Genomic DNA, 18,982 nt, shown 5'->3' with positions numbered 1-18,982 from the left:
GCTGGTTCCTTTCGTTCGCAAAGAGCGCATGATACGAGCAAACAGAACCGCAAAACGGTGCCGGAATTGCATGGGCTTATGAATTCAGCTCATGAATCAAATGACTAATTAACGCTAAACTGTCATCAATGGCCCGCGAAAACATCAACGATATCCTCGTCTTCCTTGCCGTCGCGCGCGAACGCAGCTTCACGCGCGCGGCGGCCAAGCTCGGCATGACGCAATCGGCGCTCAGCCACATCATCCGCGGGCTGGAGGAACGCCTGGGCGTGCGCCTGCTGACCCGCACCACGCGCAGCGTCTCGCCCACCGATGCCGGCGAGCGCCTGCTGCAGAACGTGGGACCGCGGCTGGAAGAGATCGAAGCCGAGATCGCCGCCGTCAGCGACCTGGGCGACAAGCCGGCCGGCCTGGTGCGCATCACCGCCATCGACCACGTGGTCGACAGCGTGCTGTGGCCGCGCCTGGCGCCGCTGCTGCCGCAGTATCCCGACCTGCACGTGGAAATGAGTTCGGACTATCGCCTGGTCGACATCGCCGCCGAACGCTACGACATCGGCGTACGCTGGGGCGACCAGGTCGACAAGGACATGATCGCGGTGCGCCTGACGCCGGACATGAAGATGATGGTGGTCGGCACCCCCGCCTACTTCGCGCACCGGCCGGTGCCAGGCTCGGCCCAGGACCTCATGAAGCACAACTGCATCAACCTGCGCCTGGCCAGCAGCGGCGGCCTGTATGCCTGGGAGCTGCGCCACGAAGGCCGCGACATGGAAGTGCGGGTGCGCGGCCAGCTCACCTTCAACAGCGCCTACCAGATCCTGCATGCGGCGCTCGACGGCTGCGGCCTGGCCTTCATCCCGGAAGACCTGGCCGGCGTCCACGTGCGCGCCGGACGCCTGCAAAGCGTGATGGAAGACTGGTGCCCGAGCTTCCCGGGCCTGCACGCCTACTATCCGAGCCGGCGCCAGAACTCGCGCGCGCTGGCGCTGGTGATCGAGGCGATCCGCTACAAGGACTAGCACAGCTTCGCCAGGTCCTTCCTGAGCTGCACCACGGTGGGCGTCACGACGTTCAGGAAAGCCGCTTCGCGCGAGCGCCGGGCAAAGTCCCTGCCTTCGCTGCCCAGCAGGGCGCGTCCCCCGAGGGCCTGCAGCTCCAGCCGCACCGCATCCGCCGCCATCTCGACCATGCGCAGGCGCAGCTCCAGCAGTCCGCGCGGCCGTTCGCGCAGGCGGCCCCCGTCCAGGCCCGCAAGCAGGGCCGCGTCAAGATCCTGCGTTGCCGATTCGAGTGCCGCCAGCTCGGCGGACTGCGCGCCGGCGAGCGCATCCCGCGCGGCCCGCAGCGATGCGCGCGCCAGGCCCAGCCCCAGTCCGCACTGGAGCCCGACGAAGACCGGACGGATGGCGGGCAGGAAGACCCGCGCCTGCGGATGCAGTTGCCAGGACTCTTCGACCGGCACCTCGTCCAGGTGCAGCGCCGCCGTATTCGTGCCGCGCAGCGCCAGCAGCTCGAGGTCCGGCGTCCGCCGCAGGCCCTGCGCATCGTGCGGCACGGCGAACACGGCGGGATTGTAGCCCTGCGCATCCCCGGCCGCGATCGCGGCGACGAAGCCCTGGCGGCGCAGGTTGCTGGCCCAGGGCACGGCGCCGTGCAGGCGCACGCCCCCGGGTCCGGTCGTGAAGGACGTGCGCAGGCGATCCAGGCCGCCCAGGAACTTCATCGCATTCGACAGCCCCGGCGCGCCGGCGAGCCGTCCCTGTTGCAGGTCCGGCATGAGGCGTGCGGCCAGTTCCCGGTTCGGGCTGGCGAGCAGGCATTCCATGAAGGCGCGCTGCGCCCAGAACACGAAGGCGGCGCTGAGCGAATGTTCGGCGAGCGCCGCGACCACGCGCACGGCGCTGCCCGGCGTACCGGCTGCGAACAGGCCGGATTGCGCCAAACGCGCGAGCAAACCATCCCCTTCATCGGCACGCGTATCGAGTGCTTCCGCACGCTCCCTGATCCAGTCGACAAGCGATTCATCCAGCACGGCCATGGTTCCACGAATATGAGATTGCATTCATGGTAAGCGAAAACAAGGTCCATACATGCGCCGGCACCGGGATAGGTACTCTCCCAGCAGAAAACAAAAAAACGAGCGAAAATAAGAACTTACGAATTCAAGGACCATACCTTTCCGCCATGTCCAATGTAGCTTCTTCGACTGTCCCCCGCCGCGCGGCGATGAATCCGGCGCCGCTCGGCGTGTCGCTGCTGCTGATCGTCCTCGGCGCGCTGTATCTCGCGCAGGCGGTCAGTGCCAAAATTTCCGCGCTGTTCGTGGTCGGCGCGTTGCTCGGCCTCTCGCTGTATCACGCGGCCTTCGGCTTCACCTCGTCGTGGCGCGTGTTCATCGCCGACGGCCGCGGCGCCGGCCTGCGCGCGCAGATGCTGATGCTCGCCGTCGGCGTCGCGCTGTTCTTCCCGGCCCTGGCCAGCGGCACGCTGTTCGGCAATCCCGTCACCGGCCTGGTGTCGCCGGCCGGCACCTCCGTCGTCATCGGCGCCTTCATGTTCGGCATCGGCATGCAGCTCGGCGGCGGCTGCGCATCCGGCACCCTGTACACGGTGGGCGGCGGCAGCACGCGCATGATCGTGACCCTGGTCGCCTTCATCGCCGGCTCCGTGATCGCCACCGCGCACATGCCCTTCTGGACTTCGCTGCCCCAGCTCAAGCCGGTCTCGCTGGTGAAGACCCTGGGCCTGGCGCCCGCGCTGCTGCTCAACTGGCTGGTGTTCGCGGCCATCGCGGCCATCACCGTCGTCGTCGAGAAGCGTCGTCACGGCCGCCTGGTCGCTCCGCAGCTGCCGGCGGACCGCGCCGCCACCTGGCTGCACGGCCCCTGGCCACTGGTGGCCGGCGCCCTGGCGCTGGTCGTGCTCAACTTCGCCACGCTGGCGCTGTCCGGCCGTCCCTGGGGCGTGACCTCGGCCTTCGCGCTGTGGGGCGCGAAAGCGGCGTCAAGCATCGGCATCGACACCGCCAGCTGGGCCTACTGGTCGACCAAGGCCAACGCCGCCGCGCTGGCCGCGCCGGTCTCGCATGACGTGACGTCGGTAATGGACATCGGCATCGTGCTCGGCGCAATGCTGGCGGCCGCGCTGGCCGGCCGCTACTCGCCGGTGTGGAAGCTGCCGCTGCGCTCCTTGATCGCGGCCGTCGTCGGCGGYCTGCTGCTGGGCTACGGCGCTCGCMTCGCYTATGGCTGCAAYATCGGCGCCTACTTCAGCGGCATCGTGTCGGGCAGCCTGCACGGCTGGCTGTGGCTGGTGGCCGCGTTTGCCGGCAACGTCTTCGGCACCCGCCTGCGTCCGCTGTTCGGCCTCGAGGTCGAGCGGGTGAAGCCGAGCGCCTGCTGAGCCCAGGCGGCGCGTTTACTCACTTCAGCGCCAGCTCGCCGTACCGCCAGGCGGCCGTCACACCACCATCCATCAGGAAGTCGCTGCCCGTGATGAAGCCCCCATCGGGGCCCATCAGCAGGGCCGCGACGTTCGCCACCTCGTCGGGCGTACCGACACGTCCCGCCGCCGACACCTCGATCATGCGCCTGTAGCCCGGCCCGCGCGGGCCGGCGAATTCGTCCTTCGCCAGCGGCGTGAAGATGATCCCCGGGCTGATGCCAGTCCGGCCAGCAGCACGAGCTTGCCCAGGCTGACGCGGCGGGCGATGGCCTGACCGATCGATCCCGGGCCGATGACGACGACGACTTCTTTCATATTGCCGCTCCTTTCAAATGTCGAGCTTTCGTTCGCTCATCCACTTCACGATGTCCGGATCGCGGTGGGAGAAGAAACAGCTGCTGCCGGTTTCCAGCGCCGCGATCGCAGACATATCGTCAGCGGTCAACGTGAAATCGAAGATGTCGAGGTTTTCAAGCATCCGCTCGCGGCGCACGGTCTTGGCCAGGGCGACCACGTTTTGCTGGGTCACCCAGCGCAGCACGACTTGACCGACCGTCTTGCCGTGCCTGGCGGCGATCGCCATCAGAACGCCGTTCTCGAAGAGCCCGTTACGGCCTTCCGCGAACGGCGCCCAAGCCTCGGCCTGAACGCCGTGCTCGCGCATGAAAGCCAGGGCCTCGGCCTGCTGATGGAAGGGGTTGATTTCGACCTGGTTGACCGCCGGCGGTATCTCGTTGAAGGCGATGATATCCATCAGCCGGTCCGGATGAAAATTGCTGACGCCGATGGCGCGCAGTTTGCCCGCACCATATGCCTCTTCCATCGCGCGCCAGGAACCGTGGACGTCGCCAAACGGCTGATGAATCAGGAACAGGTCGATGTAATCCACCCGCAGCCGCCGCAGCGAATTCCCGATCGCTTCCTTCGTGCGTTCATAGCCGGTGTGCTGGACCCAGAGTTTACTCGTGATAAACAGCTCTTCGCGATCCACGCCACCGTTCTTCACACCCTCCCCGACCGCCGCTTCGTTCATGTAGGAAGCTGCGGTATCGATCAGGCGATAGCCGGTCTCGATCGCATCGACGACCGCCCGTTCGCACGCCTTCGGATCGGGAATCTGGAAGACGCCGAATCCCATTACCGGCATCTGCAAGCCATTGTTAAGCTCTACATACTGCATAGTCCTTGCTCCTTTCATTTGCCGACCAGGGCCTGACGATCGGCGGAATAACGCGCCCCTTGCACAGCAATCGTCGACAGCGCCGCGTCCAGGTCGCGACACTCACCGGCCTCCAGCTGCAGCGGCGCAGCACCGATGTTCTCGTCGAGCCGGTGCAGCCTGGTGGTGCCTGGAATCGGGACAATCCACGGCTTGCGCGACAGCAGCCAGGCCAGCGCGATCTGGGCCGGGGTCGCGTTCCTTTCGCCGGCGATTCGTGCGAGCAGATCGACCAGGGCCTGGTTCGCGGCGCGCGCGCCCTGGCTGAAGCGTGGCACGGTGTTGCGGAAGTCGGTCGGATCGAACTGCGTCGCCGCGCTGATGGCGCCGGTCAGGAAGCCCTTGCCGAGCGGGCTGAAAGGCACGAAGCCGATGCCCAGCTCTTCCAGCAGCGGCAGAATTTCGGCTTCCGGCTCGCGCCACCACATCGAGTATTCGCTTTGCAGGGCCGTCACCGGCTGCACGGCATGGGCGCGGCGGATCGTCTGCGGGCCGGCTTCCGACAGGCCGAAGTGCTTGACCTTGCCCTGGCGGATCAGGTCCTGCACCGCGCCGGCCACATCTTCGATCGGCACGTTCGGGTCGGTCCGGTGCTGGTAAAACAAATCGATCCGCTCGGTCTTCAAGCGCCTGAGGGACTGCTCCGCCACTTCACGGATGCGCTCCGGCCGGCTGTCCAGGCCCGCATGCGCATCGCCATTTCGGAATCCGAATTTGGTCGCGATCACGACCTGGCCGCGGAACGGCGCCAGCGCTTCGCCGACCAGTTCTTCGTTCGCGCCATAGGCTTCGGCCGTATCGAAGAAGGTGACACCGCGCTCGACCGCGGCGCGGATCAATGCGATTGCCACGTCACGGTCCGCGGCCGGGCCGTAGCCATAACTGAGGCCCATGCAGCCAAGACCGATTGCGGATACCTTCAAACCACTCTTGCCAAGTTCACGTTGTTGCATCGTTTTTCCTCCTGTACCGACTACTGTACCCAGGCAGGCATTGCTTGATAAGACGGTATAATCGGCATGCCTTGATTAGCTCACCTAATGAATCATGAAGGCGGATCTGGATGACCTCGTGGCTTTCGTGCTGGTTGCGCGCGAAGGCAGCTTCACGAAAGCGGCCGCGCAGCTCGGCGTGTCGCAGTCGGCCCTGAGCCAGACCATCCGGGCGCTGGAAGAGAGGCTGGGATTGCGCCTGTTGACGCGCACCACGCGCAAGGTGGCGCCGACCGAGGCCGGAGAACGGCTGCTGATGACGGTGGGGCCGCGGCTGGACGGCATCGAGGACGACCTTGCCGCACTCAGCGAACTGCGCGACAAGCCCGCCGGCTCGATCCGCATCACCGCATCGGAACATGCCGCCGATACGATCCTGCTGCCGAAGCTGATGCCGCTGCTGGCCAGCTATCCGGATATCGAACTCGAAATCAACACCGACTACCGGATGATCGACATCGTCGAGCAGCGTTTCGATGCCGGCGTGCGCCTGGGCGAGCACCTGGCAAAGGACATGATCGCCGTGCCCATCGGACCCGACGCCAGGATGGCGGTGGTCGCCTCCGCCGCCTACCTCGCCGGGCATCCTGCCCCCACGAAGCCGCAGGACCTGACCGATCACAGATGCATCAACGTGCGCCTGCCCACCCACGGCGGCCTGCTGCCCTGGGATTTCAAGAAGGGGACACGCGAACTGAACGTGCGTGTCGAAGGGCAGCTCATCCTGAACGGTTTTCCGCAGGTGCTGCAGGCAGTCCTGGGCGGCATGGGACTGGCCTTCATGCTGGAAGACAGCGTGCAGACCCATGTCGCCGACGGCAGGCTGGTGCGGGTGCTCGAGGACTGGTGCGCCGTCTTCCCCGGCTACCACCTCTATTATCCGAGTCGCCGCCAGCCGTCGTCCGCGTTTGCCCTCGTCGTCGATGCCCTGCGTTTCACGCCGGCTTTGCCAGGTGTCCGGTCTTCAAATAGAAGCTCACTCCCTGCCGGCCGGCGATGAGGTCACCCTGTTCGCCGGCAGGCAGGCGGATCCAGCTGCCTGGCCCATAACGCCGCTCGCGATCGGCGATCTCGCCGTCGAGCACCAGCAGTTCGGCGCCTCCAACGACCCCGTTCAAGACCACCTGCCCCGCTTCCAGGCGCTGCAGGCATACCTGCTCGGCAGGACTCGAGAACAGCGGACAGACCATCCTGTCGCCTTCACGCCGCCAGGCGGCGGAATCGCGCGTATCGATGCGCACGCGCCGTTCGTCATCCGGCATCATCTGCCGCAGCTTGACGAAGATGAGCGCGCCCTCGGCACTGGAGGGCTGGTGGGAAGTCCCTGGCGGATTGCGCAGATACCAGCCGGCCGGGAAGTCCCCGGTCTCGTCGGAGAAGGTGCCCGACAGGACCAGGATCTCTTCCCCGCCCGGATGCGCATGCGGCGGGAAGCGCGAATCCGGGGCATAGCGCACGATGCTGGTGGCGCGGGCTTTCTCCTCGCCGATCCGGTCCAGCATCATCCGCTCGACGCCCGCCTGCGGCGACGCGACCCATTCGTACTGGCCGGGTTCGACGATGACGCGCCGTGAAAAGTCTGCGTTGACGAACATGAGGTTTCTCCTTACTTGCCCGCCAGGCCCTTCAGCAGGGCCGTATGGAAGGCCGCCGGATCCTGCATCTGCGGCGCATGGCCCATGTTCTCGAACTCGACCAGGGTCGCATGCGGGATCGCTTTCGCGGTGCGCTTGCCCAGCTCCGCATAATTGCCGAGCCTGGGCCGCAGCTCGGCCGGGGCGGCATCCTTGCCGATGGCGGTGTTGTCCCTGGTCCCGATCAGCAGCAGCACCGGCATGGTCAAGAGCGGGAACTCGTAGACCACCGGCTGGGTGTAGATCATGTCGTACAGCAGGGCCGAGTTCCAGGCCACCAGTTGTTTGCCCGGCCCGCGGACCATCCCGGCCAGCATCTGCACCCAGGGCTCGTACCCGGGCTTCCACTGGTTCACGTAATAGGTCGATTTCTCGTAGTTGCGGATCTTGTCGGCGTTCTGACCCAGCTCGCGCTCGTACCATTTGTCGACGCCCAGCGAAGGCACGCCCAGCGCCTTCCAGTCCTCGAGGCCGATCGGATTGGCCAGCACCAGCTGCTCGGTCTGGTCCGGATACAGCAGGCCGTAGCGCACCGCCAGCATGCCGCCGGTGGAGTGGCCCATGACGGTCGCCTTCTTGACGCCGATCGCTTCCAGCAGCGCATGCGTGTTGGCGGCCAGTTGCTGGAAGCTGTACTGGTAATGCTCGGGCTTGGTCGACTTGCAGAAGCCGATCTGGTCCGGCGCCACCACGCGGTAGCCGGCCTTGCTCAAGGCCTCGATCGACGCTTGCCAGGTGGCCGCGCAGAAGTTCTTGCCGTGCAGGAGAACCACGGTGCGGCCGTTCGGCGTGGCCGGCTTCACGTCCATATAGGCCATGTGCATCGGTAGGCCTTGCGAGGTGAAACGGTACTGCTGCACCGGGTAGGGATAGTCGAAGCCCTCGAGCTCGGGGCCGTAGGCGGGTTCGGCGGCCCGCGCGGCGCCCAGGACGAGGCTCAACAGCAGTGCGGTGGAACCGACATGGACAGGCATCGTGCTTCCTCGGCGGATTGCGATGCCTGCGAGTCTAGCCTATCCGCGCAATCACTTCAGCACCGCTTCCGCATCGACGATATCGACGCCCTGCAGCTGGCCCAGCCAGCTGTCGAACCAGGGCTTGTGCGAAGCGCCGACGATGGTCAGCACGCGCGCAGCCGGGCGTTCGCGGAAGGTCTCGCGGATGTTGGCGACCATGCGCAGGTTGCGCACTTCCCAGCCGCCGACGAACATGCGCGGATAGCCTTCCGGCGATTGTGAACGCATCGACGGAACGACGTTGTTCTCGGCAAGGATCCGCAGATTGTTCGGGTCGTTGACCGAACGGTACAGCGGCAGCAGGTCGGGCGCCTGCTTGAGGACGTCCTCGCGTTTCTCGAGCGCGTTCAGCTCCGCGCGGTCGGAGGCCCAAGCGGCTTCGAGCGCCTTGACGTAGGCCTTGACGTCCGCCACGTCGATGTTGTCGCCGGTATGGTTGTCCACCGCGTGGACGCGCTCCAGGCTTAGGCGCGCGGCCAGGCGCGCGGCGATCTGGTAGCTCTCGTTGTTGCGCTTGCCGATCTGCGCCAGCTGCTCGACCAGCGCGGCGTCGAGGCCGTCGCCGCCGCGGCGCTCGGCCTCGGGCAGGCGCAGCCACTGCACATAAGCGGAGACGGGTTCGTGCGCCGCCAGGAACAACGCGGCCAGGTGGCGCCGCTGGGCCGGCGTGGGCGGCGACGGCTGCGCCGGCCAGGCCTTGAGCGTCTTCGCGATCTCGGCAAGCGCGGCGGGGATGTCCAGACCGGTGGCCTTTCTTGCCGCCTCGGGCGCGTCGCAATAGCCGGCGCCGTATTTGGCGGGATGGCGCAGCGCGAGGTCGCATTCCTCGCCGGGCTCGTTCTCGACGGTGATGATCTCGGGCCTGAACGCCGCGAGCTTGTCCAGCACACCGTCCAGCGCTTTCGGGTCGAAGCTCTTCGGCATGGTGCGCAGGTGTACGGTGCCCAGCACCAGTACCTGGGCGCGCGCTCCGGTCATGTCGCGGTCGAGCGCCGTCAGGTCGATCGGCGACTGCGCCTGCACAGTCAGAGGCACTGCGAGCGGCACCGCCGCGACGAGTCCCCAGCCCCACTTGGTCCACTTGCCCATCCTCTTCCCCCTTTCGAACGGTGTTGTCGTAGCCGGTCAATGTAGAGAGAAGAGAGAAGGAGCTCAACGGCGATGAGGACAGAATGCTATTTTCGCAGTCCAGCCTGTCGAAAAGCCGGATCGGAGAGCACGTCGATACGGCGCTGTTCGCGATGGGTCCTTACCCAGCACACCGCCACCACGGCCAGGCCGATCGCGGTCGGCGCCAGCTGGGACCAGGGCTGCCCTACCCTGACCGTATTGCCGACGGCCGCCGAGAGCATCCCGAACAGGCAGCCGAGGATCTTGTAGATATGCTCGTAGCGCCACAGCCTGGCATGCCAGCGCTTCGGGAACAGCCAGCGCGCCGCATCGTAAGCCAGCAGCATCGCCACCGCCGCCAGGGTCGAATACAGGACCGATGCCGACGCGCCCACCATGGCGCCATCGGCGAACAGGCGGCGCACCAGCATGGCGGTGAGCGCGGCGGCGCCCAGCAGCAGGCCGGCATCGAGCCTGTCCGGGCCGGCGCCGCGCGTGTAGATGACGTGCCAGCCGCTCAGCAGCTGGTAGGACACCAGCACGGTCAGCACCGCGAACAGGGGCAGGAAGCGGAACACCGCATTGCCGATCGCGGCGCTCAGGCAGACCACCGCGGTAAGCAGCACGAACACGCGCCCGCGCCGGCGGTGCAGGATTGCGTCCTTCGGCTTCCACAGCACATACATGCCGAGGACGATGGCGGCGCTGCCGGCCAGGACGTGGACGAGGATGTTCAGCAAGTGTGGGATCGTCATGCATCCCAAGGTAGGGAAAACGGCAAGGGGGCACAAGAACGGCGGAACGAAGCGCCGCTTTTGTGCCCCCAACTGCGAATACGAGGATCGAAGCGCGGATCAGTCCAGCGCGATCAGCGCCACCGGCGCCGCCAGCTCGAACTTCACCTTGCCGCCCGAGACCATGGCGGACTTGCCGGTGTACCAGTCGCGCACCGTCTGGCCGTCCGAGAACACGCCGGCCACCGGAATCGCCACCGGGCGGTCCTGCGGCAGCCCGAGCGCCACCACCACGCGGTCGCTCACGCCATTCTTTTCATACGTGCGCTTGAAGACGTAGGGGCTGGACTGCAGCATCTGGTGCACGCCCCCGCCCACCGCCGGATGCGCGTGGCGGAAGCGGCCCAGGCGCGCCCAGTGATCGCGCACTTCGGCCACGCCGAACAGGCCGACGCGGCTGTTGTTCTTCAGCTGGTCCCAGTTCATGAAGGAGCGCAGGTTGGCGTCGCCTTCCGCGCCCTCGATCTTGAGCACGCGCGCGGTCTCGTCGCCGTAATAGATCTGGGCCGCGCCCGGCGCCAGCAGCAGCTTGTTGGCCGCTTCCATCGGGTGTTCGCGCATGGCGTCGAAAGGATGGCCGTCGTCGTGGGAATCCAGGTAGTTCAGCACCGACACACCCTTCAGCGGGCCGTTCAGCGCCGCCGAATAGCCGGAGAACAGCTGTTCGTAGCCGCCGGCCGCGTCGCGCGCCATGCTGAAGTTGATCATGCTGTCGAAGCCATTGTCGTAATAGTCGACCCTGGTGCCGCCGTCGTAGCTGAACTCGCGGCCGGCCTTGATCGAGTAGCCATAGGTCTCGGCCGTCATGAAGAACGGCAGGTTGCCGAGCTTCGCCACCGCCTGCTTCCCGGCCGGGGTGCGCTTCCAGTCCTCGTAGGCGGCGCCCGCGACCTTCTTCAGGTCCTTCCACACGCCGGGCTCGGTGTGCTTGACGGTGTCCGCGCGGAAGCCGTCGAAGCCGTACTTGCGCACCCAGTCGGCATGCCATTTCATCAGGTAGTAGCGCGGCGCACGCGGATAGCCGGTGCGCTTGAAGAAGTCGTCCAGTTCCCTGGTTTCGCGCTCGTAGCGGCCTTCCTGCTTCCACTTGGCCACCAGCGCCGGCGGCACGTCGACCTTCTCGTTGCTCTCGGTGCGGAAGTCCGGCAGGTTCTTCACCAGGGTGCAGCTGACCGTGGTCGCCATGTCCTTGTAGGTGCAGGTCGGAGACGTACGCACCCACTCGGCTGGCCATGCCGGATCTTCCGCGGTGACGGGGCCGGTGTGGTTCATCACCACGTCCAGCAGCACGCGGATGCCGCGCGCGTGGGCGGCATCCACCAGCTCGTGCATGTCTTTCTCAGTCCCGAGGTTGGCGTCGAGGCTGGTGAAGTCGCGCGCCCAGTAGCCGTGGAAGCCGTAGGACTTGCCGGTGCCCTCGTCGGTGCCGGCGTGGATCTGCTCGACCGGCGGCGTGATCCAGATCGCGTCCACGCCCAGGTCGTCGAAATACCCCTCCTTGATCTTCTGCGTCACGCCGGCCAGGTCGCCGCCCATGAAGCCGCGGGCGACGGCCGCGTCGTCCTTGCGGCCATAGGCGTGGTCGTTGGCCGGGTTGCCGTTGTTGAAGCGGTCCGTCAGCAGGAAGTAGACGGTCGCGTTCTCCCAGGTAAAGGGCTTGCCTTTCATGGGCGACAGGTCCGGAGCGGCGGACGCGGAGCCGAAGGCGAGCAGCAGGGAGACGGCAAGGGCGGAGAATTTCATTCAGGGTCCTTTATGGTTAATTACGGATCATGTGATAACACTTGGTTCGTTACGCCCAGTACGCTGCTTCAGCTCCGACACCTGCTCCGCAATCGCAATCAAGGGCGCCAGCGCGTCCTGGGTATCGAGATCATGTCGCCTTGGGTCCGCCTCGTAGCGCTCGAGGTAGACGCGCACGGTCGCGCCCTCGGTGCCGGTGCCGGACAGGCGCAGCACGATGCGCGATCCATCGGTCATGATGATGCGGATGCCCTGGCGCGTGGCGACCGATTGGTCGACCGGGTCGGTGTAGACGAAGTCGTCGGCCTGCGAGACGCGAAAATTCCCGAAGACCTGGCCGGCCAGCGATTCCAGCCCGGCCCGCAGGTCGACCATCATGCGGTCGGCGGCGGCCGCATCGACGGCTTCGTAGTCGTGGCGCGAATAATAGTTGCGGCCGAAGCGGGCCCAGTGTTCCTGCACGATCCGGTTGACCGGCTTGCCGGTCGCGGCGATCAGGTTCAGCCAGAACAGCACGGCCCACACGCCATCCTTTTCGCGGATGTGGTTCGAGCCGGTGCCGTAGCTCTCCTCGCCGCACAGGGTGGCGAGATTGGCGTCGAGCAGGTTGCCGAAGTACTTCCAGCCGGTCGGGGTCTCGAAGCAGGCGATGCCCAACGCTTCGGCCACGCGGTCGGCCGCCGTTGACGTCGGCATCGAGCGCGCGATGCCTTTCAAGCCGTCGCGGTAGCCCGGCGCCAGGGTGGCGTTGGCGGCGATGATGGCCAGGCTGTCCGAGGGCGCCACCGCCAGGTTCCTGCCGACGATCATGTTGCGGTCGCCGTCGCCGTCCGAGGCGGCGCCGAAGTCGGGAGCGTCGGGGCCGTTCATCAGCGCCACCAGCTCGGCCGCGTTGACCGGRTTCGGGTCCGGATGGTGGCCGCCGAAGTCCTCGCGCGGCTCGGCGTTGATGACGGTGCCCGCGGGTGCGCCGAGCATGCCTTCGATGATGGCTTTCGCGTAGGGGCCGGAGACCGCGCTCATGCCGTCGAAGCGCATCGTGAAGCCGCTCCGGAACAGCGCGCGGATGGCGTCGAAGTCGAACAGGCGGCTCATCAATTCGGCGTAGTCGGCGACCGGGTCGATGACCTCGACTTCCATCTCTTCGAGGCGGCTGGCACCGATCCGGTCGAGATCGACCGGATCGGCGTCGCTGATGCGGTATTCCTTCAAGGCCTGGGTATGCGCGAAGATCGCCTCGGTGATCTTTTCGGGGGCCGGGCCGCCGTTCTCGATGTTGTACTTGATGCCGAAGTCGCCGTCCGGGCCGCCCGGATTGTGGCTGGCCGACAGCACGATGCCGCCAAAGGCGCYGCGCTTGCGGATCACGCAGCTCACCGCCGGGGTGGAGAGGATGCCGCCGCGTCCGACCAGCACTTTCGCCATCTTGTGTGCGGCGGCCATGCGCAGGATGGTCTGGATCGCGTCGCGGTTGAAATAACGGCCGTCGCCCCCGAGCACGAGGGTGCGGCCGCTGCAGTCGCCCAGGGTCAGGAAGATCGCCTCGACGAAGTTTTCGAGGTAGCCGGGCTGCTGGAACTCGGTCACCTTCTTGCGCAGACCCGAGGTGCCGGGACGCTGTCCGGAGAACGGCGAGGTCGCTACTGTCTGAATCGTCATCTCGTGCTCCTGTATCGATGCTTGGTTTGTTGTCAAACCTTCATGATAGGACAGGAGCCGAAATGATGGCGCAGGCTTACTTCTCGGCCTGATCCGTCACAAACATCGTCAATACGGCCGCCAGCACCATGCAGGCGCCGCCCAGCACCAGGGTCAGCACCGTGTGGCCGCCGAAGAAGTGCTTGGTAAAGAAGCCGAGCAGCAGGCCGCTGACGATCTGCGGGATCACGACGAAGAAGTTGAACAGGCCCATGTAGTAGCCCATGCGGTTGGCGGGCAGCGCGCCGGCCAGGATCGCATACGGCATGGTCAGGATGCTGGCCCAGGCGATGCCGACGCCGATCATCGGCAGCATCAGGGCCTGCTTGTCGTGGATGAAGAAGATGCTGGCCAGCGACAGGCCGCCGAGCGCCAGGCAGATCGTGTGGCAGGTCTTGCGGCTGGTGGCGCGCGCCAGCACCGGCAGCAGGAAGGCGGCCAGCGCCGACACGCCGTTGTACACCGCGAACATCACGCCGACGTAGTTGCCGGCGTCCTGGTAGGCCACCGATTGCGCGTCGACGGTGCCGTAGACGTTGTCGGCAATCGCGGTACCGGTGTAGATCCACATCGCGAACAGCGCGATCCAGGTGAAGAACTGGACGAAGGCCAGCTGCACCATGGTCTTCGGCATCTGGCTGAAGCCGCCGACGATCTCGCGCAGGGCCACGCCGAAGCTGCGCGCGTGCTGGCGCTGGACCTTGAAGCTGTCCAGGTCGGGCGGCGGCAGTTCGGTGGCGGTGAACACGGTCCAGCTGACGGCTGCCAGGAACACGGCGCCGCCGACGTAGAAGGAGTACTTCACCGTATCCGGAATCGCGCCGTTCAGCGGGACGTTCGAGACGCCGTAATGCGCGAAAATCTGCGGCAGCAGCGAAGCGATCACCGCGCCGCAGCCGATGAAGAAGGTCTGCATCGCGAAGCCGGCGGTCTGCTGGGACGGATCGAGCTTGTCGCCGACGAAGGCGCGGAAGGGCTCCATCGACACGTTGATCGCGGCATCCATCATCCACAGCACGGCCACCGCCATCCAGACGGCGGCGGAATTCGGCATCAGGAACAGGGCGATCGCGGCAAGGATGGCACCGATGAAGAAGAAGGGACGGCGGCGGCCCCAGGTCGGGTGCCAGGTATTGTCGCTGAGGTAGCCGATCACCGGCTGCACCAGCAGGCCCGTGACGGGAGCGGCGAGCCAGAACAGCGCCAGGTCGTCGGGCGAAGCGCCAAGGGTCGAGAAGATCCGGCTGGTATTGGCGTTCTGCAGGGCGAAGCCGAACTGGATGCCGAAGAAGCCGAAGCTCATGTTCCACAACTGCCAGAACGACAGGCGCGGCTTGAGCGAATGAGTGTGCATTTCCATCTGTGTCCCCTAACGGTGCCCGGACTCGTGCCGAACTACCTCCATGTAGCAAAGTAACATGGGGATTGTTGAGTGTCAATCAGGACAACACCTAGGATGGCGGGGTGATTTTGTAGTCAAACAACAGACTACTGAAGTGTAAAACGGACCAGCAAGGTGTAAACGTCATTCCCRCTTTCGCGGGAATGACTGGTAACTCAGCCCTTCTTGTACGGCTTCTTCTCGCCAAACTTCTTCTTCGGCGCCGCCTTGATCGGCTCCTCGCCGTCACGCGTGATGTTCAGCTGGCGGCCCGCCACCCACACCTTCTGCAGGTGCTGCAGCAGGTCCTGCGGCAGGTCGGCCGGCATGTCGAGGGTCGAGTAGTCGTCGTAGATCTCGATGCGGCCGATTTCCTTCGACGGGATGCCGCCTTCGTTGGCGATCGCGCCGACGATATTGCCCGGCTTGACGCTGTTCGCGTGGCCGACTTCGATACGGTAGGTCGCCATGCCCGGTTCCGGCGCGCGCATCACGCGCTCCTTCTTGAAGCTCTCGCGCGGCTGGGCGAAGCCTTCGCGCGTCGGGCGCGCGGGGCGCTCGTCGTTGCCGAAGTTTTCGCGGCCGAAGCTTTCACGGCCGGCGCGGGCCGGACGCGTATCTTCGCGCCATTCCGGGCGCGGCTCGCGCTCCTTCCACTCCGGCTTCGGCTCGCGGTCCGGCTTCTCAAGCAGCAGCGGCTCGTCGCCGCGGTTCAGCTTGGCCAGGGCGGCGGCGATGTCGATCGCCGGCACGTTCTGCTCGCGCTCGTAGTCTTCGATCAGCTGGCGGAAGATCTCCAGGCCACCGGCGGCCAGGGCCTCGCCGATCTGGTCCTTGAACTTGGCGATGCGGACTTCGTTGACGGCCTTGATGGTCGGCAGGGTCAGCGGGGCGACCGGCTGGCGGGTGGCGCGCTCGATCGCCTTCAGCAGGCCGCGCTCGCGCGGCGTGATGAAGAGGATGGCGTCGCCGCTGCGGCCGGCGCGGCCGGTGCGGCCGATGCGGTGGGTGTAGCTTTCCGGATCGGACGGCACGTCGTAGTTGATCACGTGGGTGATGCGCTCGACGTCCAGGCCGCGCGCGGCGACGTCGGTGGCGACCAGGATGTCGATCTTGCCGTTCTTGAGCTGCTCGATGGTGCGCTCGCGCTGCTGCTGGGCCAGGTCGCCGTTGATGGCGGCGGCCGCGAAGCCGCGCGCCTGCAGCTTGGAGGCCAGCTCCTCGGTCCCGAGCTTGGTGCGGGCGAAGATGATCATGCCGTCGAAGGGCTCGGCTTCCAGGATGCGGGTCAGCGCCTCCAGCTTCTGCAGGCCGGCCACCAGCCAGTAGCGCTGGGTGATGTTGACCGCGGTGGTGGTCTTGGCGGCCACCGTCACTTCCTTCGGCTCGTTCAGATAAGTGTTGGCGATGCGCTTGATCTGCGGCGGCATGGTGGCCGAGAACAGCGCGGTCTGGCGCGACTCCGGCGTCTCCTGCAGGATGCGCTCGACGTCGTCGATGAAGCCCATGCGCAGCATCTCGTCGGCCTCGTCCAACACCAGGGTGGTCAGCTGGGACAGGTCGAGCGTGCCTTTGTCCAGGTGGTCGATGACGCGGCCCGGCGTACCGACCACGACTTGCGCGCCGCGGCGCAGCGCCGACAGCTGCGGACCGTAGGCCTGGCCGCCGTAGATCGGCAGCACGTGGAAGTTTTTCATGTGCGTGGCGTAGCTCTGGAAGGCTTCGGCCACCTGGATCGCCAGTTCGCGCGTGGGCGCCAGCACCAGCGCCTGCACGGCGGGGTTCTTGACGTCGATACGCGACAGGACCGGCAGCGCGAAGGCGGCGGTCTTGCCGGTGCCGGTCTGGGCCTGTCCCAGCACGTCGCGGCCTTCCATCAGGAGGGGAATGGTGGCGGCCTGGATCGGCGACGGCGTTTCGTAGCCGACGTCCTTCAGCGCCTTGAGGACGGGCGCGGGAAGGTTCAGGTCGGCAAACGTCGGGAGCGGGGTTTCATGCATGTAGGAAATTCTCTTAAAAATCGAAGGCAAACCTGCAGTTTACTCTTTCATGGCTTGCGAAGCGCGATTATTTACGTCGGGTGGGCGGCTTTTTCGCCGAAGTGCGCCCCGCAACAACGTTCGCGCCGCCCACGCGTGGACGGCAGATGCTTTACGATAATTCATCTCTTCGCGATCTAGCCGTCCACCCTAGCTGCCATGTCCCGTCCCGATTTCAACCACCTGCAAGCCTTCATCCTCGTCGCCCGCGAGCGCAGCTTCACGCGCGCCGCGGCCCAGCTGGGCGTGTCGCAGTCGGCGCTCAGCCACACGATCCGCGCGCTGGAATCGAAACTCGGCGTGCGCCTGCTGACCCGCACCACCCGCGGCGTGTCCCCGACCGAGGCCGGCGAAAAGCTGTACGCCTCGCTGGAGCCGCACTACGAGGGCATCGAAGCCGGGCTGGCGGCGCTGGGCGATGCGCGCGGCAAGCCGGCCGGCACCATCCGCATCACCACCCACGACCACGCGGCCGGCACCATCCTGTGGCCGAAGCTGTCGAAGGTCCTCGCCGATTATCCGGACCTCAGGGTCGAGATCAGCATCAACTACGGCCTGATCGACATCGTCGCCGAGCGCTTCGATGCCGGCGTGCGCCTAGGTGACCAGGTGGCCAAGGACATGATCGCCGTTCGCATCTCGCCGGACATGAAGCGGGCCGTGGTTGCCAGTCCCGCCTACCTGGCCGGACGGCCGCTGCCGCAAACGCCGCAGGACCTGACCCGCCACAACTGCATCAACCTTCGCCTGGCGACCCATGGCGGGCTGGCGCCGTGGGAATTCACCAGGGACGGCAAGCCGCTGCAGGTGCAGGTCGAGGGCCAGGCCATCTTCAATACCACGCCGCAGAAGCTGCAGGCGGCGCTGGACGGCGCCGGCCTGGCCACGCTGCCGGACGACATGGTGCTCGAACACGTCGCCGCCGGCCGCCTGGTGCGCGTGCTGGAAGACTGGTGTCCCACCTATCCCGGCTACCACCTCTACTATCCGAGCCGGCGGCAAGCGTCGCCGGCCTTTGCGCTGGTGGTCGACGCACTGCGTTATCGGGCGGATTAGTGAAATTTCTTCATATCGCTATTGAATAAGTAGCGACTACTCTCATGAGTCGGCGCTGGCTATAGTGGCATTTTCAGCCAGGAGCCGCTCATGACGGCAAACAGCATCGCCCTGGCCGCCCTGCTCTGCTGCGCCCTCATGCAGCCCGACGGGCATGCCGCGCCGATCAAGAAGGAGAAATCCACGATGACACCCGCACTCGACCACTATACCCGGCACCTGCTACTCGGCGACCTGTGGCGGCGCCCCGGCCTGTCGGGGCGCGACCGCAGCATCGTCACCCTGTCGGTGCTGGTCGCGAAGAACCAGGCCCACGAACTGCCCTTCTACCTGAACCGCGCGCTCGACAGCGGCCTCGAGCCGGGCGAGATCGCCGAACTGATCGCCCACCTGGCCTTTTATTCGGGCTGGGCCAACGCCACCGCCGCCGATGCCGCCGCCCGCGCCGTGTTCGCGGAGCGGAAGATCGACATGGCCCAGCTGCCGCCGGCCAGGCCTGCACCGCTGCCGCTCGACGAAAAGGCGGAGGCGGCGCGCGCCAGGGGCGTCGAGGAAAACTTCGGCAAGGTGGCGCCGGGTGTCGTGCAGTACACGACCGAAGCCCTGTTCCGCGACTTGTGGCTGCGTCCCGGCCTGGCGCCGCGCGACCGCAGCCTGGTCACCGTCAGCGCGCTGGTCGCCAACGGCCAGGTCGCCCAGGTCACCTACCACCTCAACCGCGCGATGGACAACGGCCTCACCGAACAACAGGCCGCCGAGGCGCTGACCCAGCTCGCCTTCTACGCCGGCTGGCCGAACGTGTTCTCGGCCATGCCGGTCTTCAAGGACGTCTTCGCAAAACGAAAGGAATGAT

17 protein-coding genes and 1 pseudogene are annotated in these 18,982 nt (G+C 66.2%); 5 read left to right on the top strand and 13 right to left on the bottom strand.

Features of this window, described 5'->3' with window-relative positions; all coding sequences use genetic code 11:
* Positions 1-128: 128 nt before the first annotated feature.
* Entirely contained in the window at positions 129-1,022 is an 894-nt protein-coding gene (locus AC1DIX_RS15050; protein ID WP_477325368.1) for a LysR family transcriptional regulator, read from the top strand.
* Here the strand turns inward: AC1DIX_RS15050 and AC1DIX_RS15045 are convergent.
* Positions 1,019-2,041: an acyl-CoA dehydrogenase gene (locus AC1DIX_RS15045; RefSeq protein ID WP_477325366.1), complete on the bottom strand. Its 1,023-nt coding sequence runs from the start codon at positions 2,039-2,041 to the stop codon at positions 1,019-1,021. The two genes, AC1DIX_RS15050 and AC1DIX_RS15045, sit on opposite strands and share 4 nt — an antisense overlap.
* A gap of 146 nt (positions 2,042-2,187) precedes the next feature.
* Here AC1DIX_RS15045 and AC1DIX_RS15040 point away from each other — a divergent pair, with 146 nt between their 5' ends.
* The gene (locus AC1DIX_RS15040) at positions 2,188-3,405 is read left to right on the top strand and encodes a YeeE/YedE family protein (RefSeq protein WP_477325364.1); all 1,218 of its coding nucleotides are present in this window, start codon (positions 2,188-2,190) and stop codon (positions 3,403-3,405) included.
* A 19-nt stretch (positions 3,406-3,424) separates the two neighbouring features.
* On the opposite strand, the pseudogene AC1DIX_RS15035 reads toward AC1DIX_RS15040, so the two are convergent.
* From AC1DIX_RS15035 to AC1DIX_RS15020, 4 genes and pseudogenes are all read right to left on the bottom strand, one after another.
* Positions 3,425-3,670 (bottom strand): annotated as a pseudogene (locus AC1DIX_RS15035) (SDR family oxidoreductase); the annotation flags it as partial.
* Positions 3,586-3,762 carry a hypothetical protein gene (locus tag AC1DIX_RS15030; protein WP_477325362.1) on the bottom strand — a complete coding sequence of 59 codons (177 nt, stop codon included), beginning with the start codon at positions 3,760-3,762 and terminating at the stop codon, positions 3,586-3,588. The gene AC1DIX_RS15030 and the pseudogene AC1DIX_RS15035, both read right to left, overlap by 85 nt.
* A 13-nt stretch (positions 3,763-3,775) precedes the next feature.
* Positions 3,776-4,627: an aldo/keto reductase gene (locus tag AC1DIX_RS15025; RefSeq protein WP_442123584.1), complete on the bottom strand. Its 852-nt coding sequence runs from the start codon at positions 4,625-4,627 to the stop codon at positions 3,776-3,778.
* A gap of 14 nt (positions 4,628-4,641) precedes the next feature.
* On the bottom strand, positions 4,642-5,619 hold the full coding sequence (locus tag AC1DIX_RS15020) for an aldo/keto reductase (RefSeq protein WP_477325360.1): 978 nt from the start codon (positions 5,617-5,619) through the stop codon (positions 4,642-4,644).
* 94 nt (positions 5,620-5,713) lie between these two features.
* Between AC1DIX_RS15020 and AC1DIX_RS15015 the strand changes: the two genes are divergently transcribed.
* Positions 5,714-6,658, top strand: a complete 945-nt coding sequence (locus AC1DIX_RS15015) for a LysR family transcriptional regulator (protein WP_442123586.1) — start codon at positions 5,714-5,716, stop codon at positions 6,656-6,658.
* Here AC1DIX_RS15015 and AC1DIX_RS15010 read toward each other — a convergent pair.
* The 8 genes from AC1DIX_RS15010 to AC1DIX_RS14975 form a co-directional block, all read right to left on the bottom strand.
* Positions 6,594-7,253: a cupin domain-containing protein gene (locus AC1DIX_RS15010; RefSeq protein WP_477325358.1), complete on the bottom strand. Its 660-nt coding sequence runs from the start codon at positions 7,251-7,253 to the stop codon at positions 6,594-6,596. The genes AC1DIX_RS15015 and AC1DIX_RS15010 overlap by 65 nt on opposite strands.
* 11 nt (positions 7,254-7,264) lie before the next feature.
* Positions 7,265-8,266 carry an alpha/beta fold hydrolase gene (locus tag AC1DIX_RS15005; protein WP_477325357.1) on the bottom strand — a complete coding sequence of 334 codons (1,002 nt, stop codon included), beginning with the start codon at positions 8,264-8,266 and terminating at the stop codon, positions 7,265-7,267.
* A 51-nt stretch (positions 8,267-8,317) separates the two neighbouring features.
* Positions 8,318-9,397: a DUF5694 domain-containing protein gene (locus AC1DIX_RS15000; protein WP_477325355.1), complete on the bottom strand. Its 1,080-nt coding sequence runs from the start codon at positions 9,395-9,397 to the stop codon at positions 8,318-8,320.
* An 86-nt stretch (positions 9,398-9,483) separates the two neighbouring features.
* Positions 9,484-10,173: a hypothetical protein gene (locus AC1DIX_RS14995; protein WP_477325353.1), complete on the bottom strand. Its 690-nt coding sequence runs from the start codon at positions 10,171-10,173 to the stop codon at positions 9,484-9,486.
* A 99-nt stretch (positions 10,174-10,272) separates the two neighbouring features.
* Entirely contained in the window at positions 10,273-11,955 is a 1,683-nt protein-coding gene (locus AC1DIX_RS14990) for an alpha-amylase family glycosyl hydrolase (RefSeq protein ID WP_477325351.1), read from the bottom strand.
* A 27-nt stretch (positions 11,956-11,982) separates the two neighbouring features.
* The gene (locus AC1DIX_RS14985) at positions 11,983-13,614 is read right to left on the bottom strand and encodes an alpha-D-glucose phosphate-specific phosphoglucomutase (protein WP_477325349.1); all 1,632 of its coding nucleotides are present in this window, start codon (positions 13,612-13,614) and stop codon (positions 11,983-11,985) included.
* Between the two features lie 76 nt (positions 13,615-13,690).
* Positions 13,691-15,013, bottom strand: a complete 1,323-nt coding sequence (locus AC1DIX_RS14980; RefSeq protein WP_442123593.1) for an MFS transporter — start codon at positions 15,011-15,013, stop codon at positions 13,691-13,693.
* A gap of 197 nt (positions 15,014-15,210) precedes the next feature.
* A complete protein-coding gene (locus tag AC1DIX_RS14975; RefSeq protein WP_442123594.1) occupies positions 15,211-17,034 on the bottom strand; it encodes a DEAD/DEAH box helicase in 1,824 nt (607 codons plus the stop codon).
* Between the two features lie 198 nt (positions 17,035-17,232).
* Here AC1DIX_RS14975 and AC1DIX_RS14970 point away from each other — a divergent pair, with 198 nt between their 5' ends.
* Positions 17,233-18,129, top strand: coding sequence for a LysR family transcriptional regulator (locus AC1DIX_RS14970; RefSeq protein WP_477253195.1), 897 nt, complete (start codon positions 17,233-17,235; stop codon positions 18,127-18,129).
* A 90-nt stretch (positions 18,130-18,219) separates the two neighbouring features.
* The gene (locus AC1DIX_RS14965; RefSeq protein ID WP_477325347.1) at positions 18,220-18,981 is read left to right on the top strand and encodes a carboxymuconolactone decarboxylase family protein; all 762 of its coding nucleotides are present in this window, start codon (positions 18,220-18,222) and stop codon (positions 18,979-18,981) included.
* The last annotated feature ends 1 nt before the right edge of the window (position 18,982 follow it).

The sequence above is a fragment of the Massilia sp. 05N420 genome (genome assembly GCF_056397205.1).
Note: the sequence above shows the minus strand (reverse complement) of the source record. Positions and strands in the feature narration are given on the sequence as shown.

Coding starts and splice junctions, on each gene's coding strand:
- AC1DIX_RS15010 (WP_477325358.1), bottom strand. CDS start 7,253: ATGTTCGTCAACGCAGACTTTTCACGGCGCGTCATCGTCGAACCCGGC.
- AC1DIX_RS14990 (WP_477325351.1), bottom strand. CDS start 11,955: ATGAAATTCTCCGCCCTTGCCGTCTCCCTGCTGCTCGCCTTCGGCTCC.
- AC1DIX_RS15020 (WP_477325360.1), bottom strand. CDS start 5,619: ATGCAACAACGTGAACTTGGCAAGAGTGGTTTGAAGGTATCCGCAATC.
- AC1DIX_RS15015 (WP_442123586.1), top strand. CDS start 5,714: ATGAAGGCGGATCTGGATGACCTCGTGGCTTTCGTGCTGGTTGCGCGC.
- AC1DIX_RS14980 (WP_442123593.1), bottom strand. CDS start 15,013: ATGGAAATGCACACTCATTCGCTCAAGCCGCGCCTGTCGTTCTGGCAG.
- AC1DIX_RS15045 (WP_477325366.1), bottom strand. CDS start 2,041: ATGGCCGTGCTGGATGAATCGCTTGTCGACTGGATCAGGGAGCGTGCG.
- AC1DIX_RS14970 (WP_477253195.1), top strand. CDS start 17,233: ATGTCCCGTCCCGATTTCAACCACCTGCAAGCCTTCATCCTCGTCGCC.
- AC1DIX_RS14965 (WP_477325347.1), top strand. CDS start 18,220: ATGACGGCAAACAGCATCGCCCTGGCCGCCCTGCTCTGCTGCGCCCTC.
- AC1DIX_RS15025 (WP_442123584.1), bottom strand. CDS start 4,627: ATGCAGTATGTAGAGCTTAACAATGGCTTGCAGATGCCGGTAATGGGA.
- AC1DIX_RS15050 (WP_477325368.1), top strand. CDS start 129: ATGGCCCGCGAAAACATCAACGATATCCTCGTCTTCCTTGCCGTCGCG.
- AC1DIX_RS15005 (WP_477325357.1), bottom strand. CDS start 8,266: ATGCCTGTCCATGTCGGTTCCACCGCACTGCTGTTGAGCCTCGTCCTG.
- AC1DIX_RS15000 (WP_477325355.1), bottom strand. CDS start 9,397: ATGGGCAAGTGGACCAAGTGGGGCTGGGGACTCGTCGCGGCGGTGCCG.
- AC1DIX_RS15030 (WP_477325362.1), bottom strand. CDS start 3,762: ATGAAAGAAGTCGTCGTCGTCATCGGCCCGGGATCGATCGGTCAGGCC.
- AC1DIX_RS14975 (WP_442123594.1), bottom strand. CDS start 17,034: ATGCATGAAACCCCGCTCCCGACGTTTGCCGACCTGAACCTTCCCGCG.
- AC1DIX_RS14995 (WP_477325353.1), bottom strand. CDS start 10,173: ATGACGATCCCACACTTGCTGAACATCCTCGTCCACGTCCTGGCCGGC.